Here is a 12,819-nt window from a genome sequence, read left to right on the forward strand (position 1 = left end):
AAATAAGTCGTTAAGAAATGGTTTGATTTTGATGATTGCGACCCCTTCGTTGGGGCGCGTGCGCGCTTTTAAGCACTGGAAAATATTGATTATTCCGTGATGGCGATCTCATGCTGGCGCAATGAGTGGAGCGCTGAGACCGTATCCCCGACGCAGTATCATGGCAGTGCCGGTGACTGCGGCGCACGAAAAATGACGGTGGAAGGCAGCTCTTGTGTTGTTACAATGATGTTCCAAACGAGCTTTCACAAGAAATGCACTTCGATATTATGCTTTGCTGAAAGGCAATTGTTTAGGTTTCTGTTAACCCCAGCAATGGGCTGCAAGCCCATACACCCAAGGGGTGTCACTCTTTCTGTTCAGAAATTGCTTGCCTTTCGACATTGTGGTGACTGTGCTGAAAACACCAAGCCGACATTGTGCAAGATAATCTGCAAACGGACCGGTTTTCTCGCGCGTATCGACACGGGCAAAGGCTCCTCTGAGATTATGCAGATGGATTGCAGTGAGCTGGATTGCATCCTCATCGTTAGGCGCCACGATTGGGCCGATAACTTTGCCCCGACCGAATTCGCGGCAGAAGGAATAGCCGACCAGTTGGCCATTGCGTTTCAAGCCAAAGATTTCTGCTTTGTCAGACAGGTGCTTTAACAAACCGGCGCGATTGACGCCGAAAGCCTGAGCGTCCAAATGCGCCAGCGTTTCAAATTCGCCATCCGAAAGACGAACAATGTCGCCGTCAGCAAAGGGAATTTCGGGAAGCGTGAGCGCTGTTTCACCCTGACACTGATAGACGGTTGCTTCATTCTTAAACCCTAGCGAAATGTAAAGACTATAGGCGGCATGGGTTGCGTTGAGACTGAGATTTCGACCGCTGCAACGTTCAAGCACCTGATCCATAAGCCAGCGTCCGTTTCCCTGGGCCTGCGCGCGCGGCGATGTGATCACCATCCCAATGGTTGCAAAATCGTCCCCGTAGGGAAACCACATCGCACTTCCGAACACGCGTCCGATCCCGTCAACGGCCACGATACCCTGACCCGTTTGCAGAAGTTGCTCCCAGTCATTGGGACGATGCGGCCAGCGGACGCCCATGGAAAGCGCATGCAGCATGCTGACATCGACATTTGCGATGTCTTGCGCCATCAGTTCAAACGATTTCAGCCGCACTGAATTCTGCATATCAGCGTCCTAACCCAATTCCCTAGCCTGCAATAAGTAGTGTTTTTGATCCTGCCAATGAATGCAATCCGTCTGGCAGACGTATTTTGCCGCATCATCACATGGCGCTCGCGGCAGGATTTGCTTCTTGGCAGGGGTAATTCGCAATCTTTGTTTAAAGCTACGCCTTATTCGGCACGGAACACTGGGCGGCGCTCTTATGCTGGTAAAAATCCGAAGAGTAACCTTGCATGTGGTATTCATGAACGTCGAAGAAATTCTTGCCGCATTGATCGGGTTTCCCTCCGTCGTGGGCACCGCCAATGACCCGATTGTCGGTTGGATCAGTGCCTATGCAAAAGCGCATGGAGCGCAGGTTGATATGCTTCCGGGACCGGAAGGTGACAGGGCGAACCTGTTCATGACTGTCGGTCCACGCGATGTGCCGGGCTATATTCTTTCCGGTCATATGGATGTGGTGCCTGCCGGAGAGGCTGAATGGTCAACCGACCCATTCAAGCTCCATAAGGATGGCGAAAAGCTTTATGGTCGTGGCACGACTGACATGAAAGGCTTTCTGGCATGTGCTTTGGCGGCTTTGCCCAAATTGTCGTCCAGTTCCTTGCAGCGGCCGGTTCACCTGGCATTTTCCTATGATGAAGAGGCAGGCTGTCGGGGTGTGCCGCATATGCTCGCGGAGCTTCCTAAGCTCTGCGCGAAGCCGCTTGGTGCGATCATCGGAGAGCCAAGCCGGATGCAGGCTGTGCGTGCGCATAAAGGCAAGGCTGCTGCGCGACTTGAAGTCATCGGGCGTTCAGGGCACTCGTCGCGTCCCGATCTGGGGTTGAATGCTGTTCATGCTATGGCCACTGTCATTGCGCAGGCTGCGGTCTATGGTCAATCACTGCAAAACGGACCGTTCGATCATAATTTCGAGCCGTCTTATTCCTCTTTGCAGTTTGGTGTGGTTTCCGGCGGGCAGGCTGTCAATATCATTCCGGATCGCTGCACCGCAGATATCGAGGTGCGCGCAATTTCCGGTGTATCGCCTTTGTCTTTGCTTGAGCCGGTGAGAAAGCAATTGCTCGCTTTGCGCGACGATGGATTTGAAGTGCATTGGCATGAGCTGAGTTCTTATCCTGCCTTGTCGCTGTCTGACGAAAGCGCACTTTCACAATTGATGGTGGAACTAACGGGGCGGGAAGCAATGGCTGCGGTAAGCTATGGCACAGAAGCCGGGCTTTTTCAGCAAGCGGGTATTGATGCGATTATCTGCGGTCCTGGTGATATTGGCCGCGCGCATCGTCCCAACGAATATATCGAAATCAATGAACTTCATGCGTGTCAGAAAATGATCGACGATCTTGGCGCGCGCTTGATCATATAACCCAAGTTGGCGGCAGAATCGTATGGCGTTTCTCTTTAATTCGGATGCCGCGCGCGGCGCTGTTTTTCGCGACGCTTTTGTTCAGGCGCTGCCGGATATCGCGTTTTATCAGGCGGGAGAAGATGTCGATCCTGACAAAATCCGCTATCTTATCAGTTGGGTAGCGCCAGATGACATAGCGCGCTACCGCAATCTGGAAATTCTTTTTTCAATTGGTGCTGGTGTCGATCAGTTCAAGCCGGGAACTGTTCCCGCGCATGTCAAGCTTGTGCGCATGGTTGAGGACGGCATTGTTCGCATGATGCAGGAATATGTGACGCTTGGCGTGCTGACCTTGCATCGTGAAGCCATCGCCTATCGTCAACAGCAGAAAAATGAAGACTGGCGCGCACTTTCGATCGTGCAGGCCAGTGAGCGCCGCATAGGCTTTCTGGGGCTTGGCATGCTTGCACAGGCAGCTATTGAACGGCTGCTACCGTTTCAGTTTCCGATTTCAGGCTGGAGCCGGAGCAAAAAAGACATTGAAGGTGTTGCGTGTTTTTATGGTGAAGAACAGTTTGCACCCTTTCTGGGGCAAACCGATATTCTCATATGCCTGCTGCCGCTGACCGATGAAACACGCGGTATCCTGAATGCTGATCTGTTTGCGTTTCTGCCAAAGGGGGCGCGCTTGCTGCATACAGGACGAGGGCCGCAGCTCGATCAAAATGCACTGATCCAAGCCTTGGATAGCGGACATCTTGCAGCGGCAATGTGTGACGTAACCGATCCTGAGCCGCTGCCTGTGGGGCATCCGCTTTGGTCCCATCCGAAAGTGCTCATTACGCCACATATCGCTTCCGTCACGCAGCCGCACACGGCTGCAAAATCCGTCATTGAGAACATCCAGCGTTATCTCGCCGGGGAAAAACTGATCGGCCTGATCGATCGCACACTTGGTTATTAATCTAAAAGGGGAATTCCATGTCGCTTCTGATTACCATTGATCCAAATCCCGACTTTGTACCGAAAGAAGCGTTGCCAACGCCGGATCGTCTTATTTCCGGTTCTCCTGAATTCAAGACATGGGCACAGGATGCTTCCAAAAATGATAAGGTTCTGACGGGAGTCTGGGAAGCAACGCCGGGCGAAACGCATTCCATCAAGGGGACGACACTGGAGTTCTGCCACATCCTTTCCGGTCTCGTCGAGATTGAGGAAAAGGGTGGTGAAACCAAGACATATCGCGCAGGCGACAGCTTTGTCATGAAGCCGGGTTTTGTCGGTGTCTGGCGCACGATTGAAACGGTGCGCAAAATTTACCTCTGCGTTTACGAGTAAGCCAGAATAATCCGCCGCATAAAACCCGCTTGACGCGCATAAAAGCCGTCGGGCGGGCATTTCTTGATCGAAAATGCGGCGTCGGCGGCACTAAGGTCTTAAGCAAAGAAAGTGCGAGGTGCGCGATGACTTTAAGCTTTAATCCCGAAGCGCTTGAGCTCCCGTTTTACCATTATATCGGCGGAGAGCGTATCGATGCTTCCGGCGGGATGGAAATGCGCCGGCCTTCTGACGGTAGAGCTTACGGGGATTGTCCCATCGCCGATGAAGGGGTGGTTGATCGGGCAGTTCAGGCCGCCAAGGCTGCATTGAAAACGAGTGGTTGGGCCGATGCTCGCCCACGCGAGCGCCTTAATGCGATGCATCGCTGGGCTGAGCTTATTGAACAGGAAGCACTGACGCTTGCACGTCTGGAAGCCGTTTCTTCAACACGCCCGATTGCACAGCTTATTGAAGGCGATATTGCTGTCACGGCTGAGCAAATCCGTTTCTTTGCTGAATTTGCCGACAAGGAGGGCAGCGCTGTTGTGCCGACAAGCGCGAGCACATTCGGCATGACGCTGAGCGAGCCTTATGGTGTGATCGGCGCAATCACGCCATGGAATTTTCCGATCTCTATGGCGGGCTGGAAGCTTGGACCGGCACTTGCCGCAGGCAATGCCGTTGTTCTGAAACCGTCTGAAATGACGCCGTTTTCCACCCTTTACATGGCTGAACTCGCGGTCAAAGCGGGAATTCCGGCAGGGCTTATCAATATCGTGCTGGGTGATGGACCAACCACTGGCAATGCCATGACCGGCCATTCTGATATTTCAAAGGTCAGCTTCACCGGATCGACGGCTGCGGGTGCTGCGATTATGGAGAATATTGCGCGCACCGGCATCAAGCCGATGACGCTGGAGCTTGGCGGAAAAAGTCCGCAGGTGGTGTTTGCCGATGCAGATCTGGAACTGGCTGCAACTGTCATCACGCGTGGAATTCTCAGTAATGCCGGACAAGCCTGTGTGGCCGGTTCGCGCCTGATTGTTGCAGAGGAAATTGCCGATGCATTGAGTGAAGCGATTGCGCGGCATATGGCCAATATCAAGCCGGGCGTGACCTGGGATGAGAACACGCAATATTCGCCCATTATTTCCGAACGCCAGATTTGTCGTATTGACGAGATTGTGCAGAAGGCTGTCAGGCTTGGCGCACAAAGTGTTGTCGGTGGAAAACGGATGGACCGCGAAGGCTATTTTTATGAGCCGACGCTTTTGCGTGGTGTCACTGAAAGCTCACCAGCCGTTACCGAAGAAATTTTTGGTCCTGTTCTGACGATCCAGACATTTGGCGAAGAAGACGAAGCTTTAGCACTTGCGGATCATCCGACTTATGGGCTGGCAGCAGGTCTTTTCACGCGTGATTTGTCACGCGCAATCCGCGTAACAAAAGCATTGCAGGCAGGCACCATCTGGGTCAACCGCTATGGGCGATCGCGCGATCATATCCTGCCAACCGGCGGCTATAAAAGCTCCGGTATTGGCAAGGATCTCGGGCGTGAAGCCTATCTCGCAAATCGTAAATCCAAAAGCGTGCTTATCGATTTATAAGGGAGCGAACAATGACAACCTATTCGATTGCACTTATTCCGGGTGACGGTATCGGTAAGAATGTGACGGATGCGGCGTGGCAGGTTTTGCAAGCGGCTGCAAAACGCACTGGCTTCACGCTGGAAGGCAAAAGCTTCCCGTGGTCTTGCGCCTATTATCATGAAACTGGCGCGATGATGCCTGCTGATGGCATTGAGACATTACGCAAGTTCGACGCGATTTATCTTGGTGCTGTTGGCTGGCCAGCGGAAGTGCCGGATTCTGTTTCTTTGCATGGCTTGCTGCTGCCGATCCGTAAGGCGTTTGTGCAATATGCCAATATTCGCCCGCATCGTCTCCTTGCAGGCGTAACAGGGCCGCTGCGCTCTGAAGGCTTTGATATTCTGTGTATCCGCGAAAACACGGAAGGCGAATATTCGGGTGCTGGCGGACGCGTGCATTCGGGTACGAAAGATGAAGTAGCAGTCGAAACTGCGATTTTCACACGCGCGGGGGTTGAGCGGATCATCCGCTTTGGCTTTGAACAAGCACGTTTGCGCCGCAAGAAGCTGGCATCGGTGACCAAATCCAATGCGCAGAAATACTCGATGGTTTTCTGGGATGAAATGACAAAAGAAGTCGCCAAAGAATATCCTGATGTCGAGGTCTCGCATTATCACATTGATGCTATGGCAGCACGTATGGTGATGGCACCGGAAAGCCTTGATGTGATCGTGGCCTCCAATCTCTTTGGCGATATTCTGACCGATCTGGGCGCTGCCATTCAGGGCGGTCTTGGTTATGCGGCTTCGGCCAATATCAATCCGGACCGCACGGCACCCTCCATGTTTGAGCCGGTTCATGGTTCAGCGCCCGATATTGCGCATCTTGGCATTGCCAATCCAATTGCAGCGATCTGGTCAGGAGCGATGATGCTTGAGCATCTTGGCGAGCATCAGGCCGCCAAAGACGTCATGACGGCGATTGAATTGGCGACGGCGCAAGGTATCGGCACAGTTGCAGGCAAAGATAAGACGGAGGCGATCACGCAGGCCGTGCTTGCAGCTCTCGGATAAAAGGGAACAGAAGAATGTTAAAAGATCAGAGCCTTTTCAGACAACAAGGCCTCATTGGTGGTGTCTGGCAGGATGCGGCGTCAGGTGCCACTGTCGATGTAACCAATCCCGCAAGTCTTGGCACATTGGGTACGATCCCCGATATGGGGGCATCCGAAACACGCGCGGCAATTGATGCCGCGCACGCCGCATTCAAGCCATGGAAAAAGAAAACGCATGCCGAACGTGCAGCTTTGCTGGAACGTTGGTTTGATTTGATGATTGAGCATGAGCAGGATCTTGCGCTGCTTTTGACGCTTGAACAGGGCAAGCCGCTCAATGAGGCTGTTGGCGAAATTCGCTATGGCGCCTCTTTTGTGAAGTGGTTTGCAGAAGAAGCCCGTCGTATTGATGGTGGTAGTATTCCTTCGCCGACGGCAGATCGCCGTATTCTGGTGCTCAAAGAGGCTGTCGGCGTTTGCGCGATCATTACACCTTGGAATTTTCCCAATGCGATGATCACGCGCAAAGTGGCTCCAGCGCTGGCTGCCGGTTGTACAGTCGTCATCAAGCCATCCGAGTTTACGCCGTTTTCAGCGCTCGCGCTCGGTGTGCTGGCGGAACGGGCAGGGATACCGGCAGGTGTCATCAATATTGTCACCGGCATGCCGACTGAGATCGGCAATGAACTGATGGCCAATGAAACCGTGCGCAAGATATCCTTCACTGGTTCGACACGTGTTGGCTCGCTTCTGATGAAGGGGGCTGCTGACAGCATCAAGCGTCTGAGCCTTGAACTGGGCGGCAATGCGCCATTCATTGTGTTTGATGATGCTGATCTTGATCAGGCGGTTGAAGGCGCTATCGCTTCCAAGTTCCGCAATGGTGGCCAAACCTGCGTTTGCTCAAACCGCATTCTGGTACAGGCCAGTGTTTATGATGCTTTTGCGGCCAAACTTTCAAGCCGTGTCGCGCGGATGAAAGTGGGCGTTGGTACACAAAAGGGCGTGGTGATTGGCCCGATGATCAATCAAGCAGCGATTGAAAAAATCGAGCGTCATGTTGCCGATGCACTGGAACGTGGGGCAAAAATTCTTGCGCAAAGCGAGACTATGCCGGAAGGCCGCCAATATGCACGACCGATCGTTTTGGGCGACGCCACGACCGATATGCTGCTTGCTTCTGAAGAGACTTTCGGGCCCGTCGCGCCGCTTTTCCGTTTCGAGACAGAAGAGCAGGCGATTGAAATTGCCAATGGGACGCCTTTCGGCCTAGCAGCGTATTTCTATACCGAAAATCTCAAGCGGTCATGGCGTGTCGCGGAAGCGCTGGAGTTTGGCATGGTTGGCCTCAATACAGGCCTTATTTCGACCGAAGTTGCACCGTTTGGCGGTGTTAAACAGTCTGGGCTTGGTCGCGAGGGATCAAAGCTTGGTATAGAAGAATATTTGGAAATCAAAACGCTGCATGTTGGCGGTTTGTGAAATAAAAAGGGCGGTTTATCCGCCCTTTTCCTATCCTGAACTTATTGGAATTTATCAAGCATCTTATAATAGAAACCAACCATCGGCAGAAACCATGGCTTGCCCGAATATCCCGGAATGGTTGGCCAATCGAGACCGGAAATTGGATTGTTATCGCCCCGGCCAAGGATTGCATCAGCAAGGTAAATACCCATCTGGGTAGACATCTGCGCGCCGTGCCCGGAATAGCCCATTGCATACCACACGCCATCGGCAAAACCTGCACGAGGATAGCGATCCTGTGTCATATCAACCAGCCCGCCCCAGCAATAATCTATTTCTACATTGGCGAGATGCGGGAAAATTTTGACGAGGCTTGCACGCAAAATGGCACCGCTTTTGCCATCGGAGCGCTGGTCGGAAGTGGCTGAAAAGCGCGCGCGGCCACCAAAAATCATGCGATTATCAGGTGCAAGACGGAAATAATTTCCGATATTCATCGACGTCACATAGGTGCGATTGCCGGGCATCGTGGCCGCAATTTCACTTGGCGTGAGTGGCCGGGTCGCAATGATGAAGCTACCAACAGGTATGATGCGCTTGCGGAAATAGGCGAAGCTATCTGTTGTATAGGCACCGGTTGCCACAATGACGTTGTCAGCCGTCACCGTGCCGCGCGATGTTGTAATCTGGTGTTTGCCTTCGATTTTCCGGCGTTCAAGAACAGTGGCATTTTCGAAAATGATCGCGCCGTGACGCGCTGCCGCGCCCGCCAGACCTGTCACATAGCGCCCCATATGCATCATGGCGCTTTTCTTTGAAAGCATAGCGCCATGAAAGTCATTCGAGCCGACTTCACCGATAAGCTGATCGCGGCGCAACAGCGCTGTATCGGGGTCAACTTCCGCGTGAATGGCTTCGAAATTACGCGCAAGGCTATCAAAATGGGCTGGCTTTGAAGCAAGTTTCAATTTTCCTGCGCGCCGGAACGAACAATCGATATTTTCCTCCCGCATGATACGTTCAATCGTGTCGACGGAATCGTCAAAAGCCTTATAGAGTGCCTTGGCGCGCTCTGCGCCAAGGTGTTGTTTTGCAGCAATAAAACTGTGCGCAAGACCATTGTTGAGATGCCCCCCATTGCGCCCTGAAGCACCTGAGCCGACAAGGCCTGTTTCAAAGACGGCAACGCGGCTGCCTGCTTTGGCAAGATGCAATGCAGCCGAAATTCCTGTGAAGCCGCCACCAATAATGGCTACATCATAATGCCCTTCCGGTGGGGTGTTTTCCGCAAGAGTGAAAGGCGGAGTCGTGTCGTGCCAATAGGGCTTGAATTGCATCTTGCTAAGCCTTGTTTATAATCCGATTACGTCGGCCAAGCTGGAAATACCCTTGATTTCGGTATAGCCGTAATAAGGATTTGCTGGCTCATGACCGCGATTGACCCAGACCTTGTTTTTGATACCAAGATCATGTGCCGACATCAGATCGTAACGGAATGACGACGAGACGTGCAAAATGTCTTCCGGATTGGCATTGAGCTGGTCGAGCATATATTCGAATGCCTTGAAGCGGGGCTTATAGGCCTGTGCCTGCTGCGCCGTATAAACCGCGTGGAACGGGGCGCCCAGCTTTTCGACATTGTGGTGGATCTGCTCATTCATAGCGTTTGAAAGGATGACGAGCGGGATTTCCTTGGCGACCTTGGAAAGACCGGCTGGCACGTCGGGATGTGGACCCCAGGTTGGAACGCGTTCATAGACTGTGCGCGCATCTTCCTCCTTGAACGTCACATTGTTCTTCTTGCAGGTCCGCTCGATCGCATTGTGCACAACTTCATTATAAGGCTTCCAGTCGCCCAGGATTTCATCAAGGCGATAGGCTGCAAAGTTCTTGATGAACTCTTGCATGTGCTCTTCATCAAGTTGTTTGCCGTAAAGATCACGCGCCGCTTCTGCCATCTGGAAGTTGGTTAGTGTGCCGTAGCAATCGAAGGTGATGTATTTAGGTCTAAACTGGGCCATGATTTGATCCTTCCAAGCCTTGCAGGCACCGCGGTGCCGTTCTCATACATCATAATGAGCGGCGCATGGACTAATCACTGCATTCACACTGTTGCAAAGCAGATTGTTTCGTATGTGGCGTGCGCTTTGGCAGAGAGTTTTGTCTGTACGATCTTCAGGTGGCGCAGAAGGCGGCTTGTTGCTGTGGTTCTGTGTATGTCGCGGCATAAGATGCGGCGCGGGCATCCAAGGAAAGTCGAAATACATGGCATTTCGACGCTGGTCGGGATGAACTGCTGCAAGCGCTATTCTAATTTGGACCTAAGAAGAACGCTACTCGGAAATAACCATGACTGCATCGCAAATCACTCTTGAAACGATGACGCCGGATCACCTTGATGGGGCCGTTGGCTTGTCGCAGCAGGCAGGCTGGCCGCATCGTCGTGAAGATTGGGCATTTGTGCTGGCACTGAGCAATGGCGTGGTTGCGCTTGAAGACGGACGTGTTGTCGGTACGGCAATGTCCACGCCTCTGGGGGAGGCTGTTGCAACGGTTAATATGGTTATAGTTGATGAAGCCATGCGCGGACGCGGGCTTGGCCGCAAGCTGATGCAGGCAGCACTCGATGCCGCCACAGGGCGCACGTGTCTGCTTGTTGCCACACACGAGGGCCTCCCGCTTTATGAAAAGCTTGGCTTTGTGGCAAATGGCGAGATCGTTCAGCATCAGGGTCTGGCTCTAAAGGTTGCTGCACCGAGTAACATTTCATGGGCTGCAAGCGATGATTTTGCGCGTTTGGCTGCGCTTGATCATTTGGCAACCGGCCACAATCGCACAAATATCATGCAGCTTTTGAAAGAAAACGCGAAATTCGCGGTTCTTCGTAAAGAAGATGATGTCGATGCATTTGCCGGAATTCGCCCTTTTGGGCGTGGGCTTGTTATTGGTCCGGTTGTTGCAAAGACCGGCGATGAGGCACGTTCGCTGATTGATTTTCTGCTCGCGCAGCATGCAGGTGAATTTGTTCGCATTGATACAAACATTGCAACACATCTCGGTCCTTGGCTCACCGGGCGCGGACTTGCGCATGTCGGCGGCGGGATACCGATGTGCCGTGCAGTTGAGCAGAGCGAAGACAATAGCGGCAGTGAATACCGCACATATGCGCTTGTAAATCAGGCATTAGGTTGATTTGGAGAATATTATGCTGAGCAATTCGTTGATCGAACTTGATCGCGCCCACTTGGTGCATCCGGTCTCATCATTCCGCAGTCATGAAGCCGCTGGCGTGCGTGTTCTGAAGTCCGGCAAGGGGGCAACAGTCACGGATGCATCCGGGCACACGCTGCTCGACGGCTTTGCGGGTCTTTGGTGTGTGAATGTTGGCTATGGGCAGGATAGTATTGTTGAAGCTGCGACTAAGCAGTTACAAGAGCTTCCCTATGCAACCGGCTATTTTGGCCTGGGGTCAGAGCCTGCCATTCGCCTTGCGGCTGAACTGGCTGATCGTGCGCCGGGTGATCTCAATCATGTCTATTTCACGCTGGGCGGTTCTGATGCGATCGACAGTACGATCCGCTACATTCGTTATTATTATCACGCCAAAGGGACGCCGCAGAAAGACCAGTTCATCTCGGTGGAATATGGTTATCACGGCTCGTCCACTGCCGGGGCTGGTTTGACAGCACTGCCGGCATTCCATGCGGGGTTTGGCGTGCCATATGACTGGCAGCATAAAATTCCATCGCATTATGCTTATCGCAACCCGGTCGGCACCGATCCGCAGCCAATCATTGATGCCTCTGTTGCAGCATTGCGTGCCAAGATCGAAGAACTGGGTGCGGAGCGTGTCGCAGCATTTTATGTTGAACCTATTCAGGGTTCGGGCGGTGTGCTGGTGCCACCGGCAGGCTGGCTCAAAGCTATGCATGCTGTTTGTAAGCAATATGATGTTCTGTTTATTGCCGATGAAGTGATCACCGGCTTTGGCCGCACGGGCCCGCTTTTTGCGTGTTCCGAAGACGATGTGGTGCCCGATTTCATCACCACGGCGAAGGGACTGACATCGGGTTACGTGCCGATGGGCGCGCTCTTTATGTCTGAGCATGTCTATAACACCATTGCCGATGGCGCCGGTAAGGCCGCTGTCGGTCACGGTTATACCTATTCCGCACATCCGGTCAGTGCAGCGGTCGGGCTTGAATGCCTGCGCCTTTATGAAAATGGCTTGCTTGAAAATGGCCGCAAGGCGGGCCAGCGCCTTATGGCAGGTTTGCAGTCGCTTTCCGATCATCCGCTGGTCGGCGATGTGCGTGGTCGCGGGATGCTGGCAGCCATTGAACTTGTGACTGACAAGGAAAACAAGACGCCGCTTCCGGCAGCAGCCGATCCGGCTCGCCGAATTTTTGACCGCGCATGGGACAATGGTCTTGTCATCCGCGCTTTCGCCAATGGTGTTCTTGGTTATGCGCCGCCGCTTTGCTGCACCGATGACGACATTGATGCGATTATCGAACGCACGCGCAAAACGCTGGACCAGACGCTTGCTGACGAAGATGTTCGTGCCGCGATGAAGGGATAGGTTTGCGGACAGCAGCAAGAGGTTGCGAACCGGAATTTCGTCAGCGCACGAGATTCGCAATATTATGCTGCGGTCCTTCATCAATTCAGCGCAATTAATGCGCTTGTTCATAACAAACTAATAAGGCTGCAAAAGGTGAAGACGAAAGGCAATCTGCTGGATTGAGTTTGGATGACCGAATAATGCGCATCAGATGCATGGTCGCTCTCTCACTCAAATGCTTTTCCGATCAACGTGAGCATGAGGTGCTTGAAACAACGGATCTTTAAAAAATGCGGTG

11 protein-coding genes are annotated in these 12,819 nt (G+C 52.9%); 8 read left to right on the forward strand and 3 right to left on the reverse strand.

Annotated elements, in window-relative coordinates:
* Positions 1-303: 303 nt before the first annotated feature.
* Positions 304-1,182: a GNAT family N-acetyltransferase gene (locus ABE530_RS04265; protein ID WP_499693705.1), complete on the reverse strand. Its 879-nt coding sequence runs from the start codon at positions 1,180-1,182 to the stop codon at positions 304-306.
* Between the two features lie 241 nt (positions 1,183-1,423).
* Here ABE530_RS04265 and argE point away from each other — a divergent pair, with 241 nt between their 5' ends.
* From argE to ABE530_RS04295, 6 genes are all read left to right on the forward strand, one after another.
* The gene (argE, locus tag ABE530_RS04270; RefSeq protein WP_265985769.1) at positions 1,424-2,548 is read left to right on the forward strand and encodes an acetylornithine deacetylase; all 1,125 of its coding nucleotides are present in this window, start codon (positions 1,424-1,426) and stop codon (positions 2,546-2,548) included.
* 22 nt (positions 2,549-2,570) lie between these two features.
* Complete coding sequence (locus ABE530_RS04275; protein WP_499693706.1) at positions 2,571-3,494, forward strand: 2-hydroxyacid dehydrogenase; 924 nt, start codon at positions 2,571-2,573, stop codon at positions 3,492-3,494.
* Between the two features lie 17 nt (positions 3,495-3,511).
* Positions 3,512-3,868, forward strand: coding sequence for a cupin domain-containing protein (locus tag ABE530_RS04280; RefSeq protein WP_265985767.1), 357 nt, complete (start codon positions 3,512-3,514; stop codon positions 3,866-3,868).
* Between the two features lie 125 nt (positions 3,869-3,993).
* Positions 3,994-5,457, forward strand: coding sequence for an aldehyde dehydrogenase family protein (locus tag ABE530_RS04285; RefSeq protein ID WP_499693707.1), 1,464 nt, complete (start codon positions 3,994-3,996; stop codon positions 5,455-5,457).
* Between the two features lie 11 nt (positions 5,458-5,468).
* On the forward strand, positions 5,469-6,512 hold the full coding sequence (locus ABE530_RS04290; RefSeq protein ID WP_499693708.1) for a tartrate dehydrogenase: 1,044 nt from the start codon (positions 5,469-5,471) through the stop codon (positions 6,510-6,512).
* A 14-nt stretch (positions 6,513-6,526) separates the two neighbouring features.
* Positions 6,527-7,975, forward strand: coding sequence for an NAD-dependent succinate-semialdehyde dehydrogenase (locus ABE530_RS04295; protein WP_265985764.1), 1,449 nt, complete (start codon positions 6,527-6,529; stop codon positions 7,973-7,975).
* Between the two features lie 41 nt (positions 7,976-8,016).
* On the opposite strand, the gene ABE530_RS04300 is transcribed toward ABE530_RS04295, so the two are convergent.
* Positions 8,017-9,294: an NAD(P)/FAD-dependent oxidoreductase gene (locus ABE530_RS04300; protein ID WP_499693709.1), complete on the reverse strand. Its 1,278-nt coding sequence runs from the start codon at positions 9,292-9,294 to the stop codon at positions 8,017-8,019.
* Between the two features lie 15 nt (positions 9,295-9,309).
* Positions 9,310-9,978, reverse strand: coding sequence for a haloacid dehalogenase type II (locus tag ABE530_RS04305; RefSeq protein ID WP_265985762.1), 669 nt, complete (start codon positions 9,976-9,978; stop codon positions 9,310-9,312).
* A gap of 328 nt (positions 9,979-10,306) precedes the next feature.
* Here ABE530_RS04305 and ABE530_RS04310 point away from each other — a divergent pair, with 328 nt between their 5' ends.
* Positions 10,307-11,149 carry a GNAT family N-acetyltransferase gene (locus ABE530_RS04310; protein ID WP_499693710.1) on the forward strand — a complete coding sequence of 281 codons (843 nt, stop codon included), beginning with the start codon at positions 10,307-10,309 and terminating at the stop codon, positions 11,147-11,149.
* Between the two features lie 13 nt (positions 11,150-11,162).
* The gene (locus ABE530_RS04315; protein ID WP_499693711.1) at positions 11,163-12,539 is read left to right on the forward strand and encodes an aspartate aminotransferase family protein; all 1,377 of its coding nucleotides are present in this window, start codon (positions 11,163-11,165) and stop codon (positions 12,537-12,539) included.
* The last annotated feature ends 280 nt before the right edge of the window (positions 12,540-12,819 follow it).

The organism is Brucella sp. TWI559 (genome assembly GCF_039674265.1).
GTDB lineage: Bacteria > Pseudomonadota > Alphaproteobacteria > Rhizobiales > Rhizobiaceae > Brucella > Brucella chromiisoli.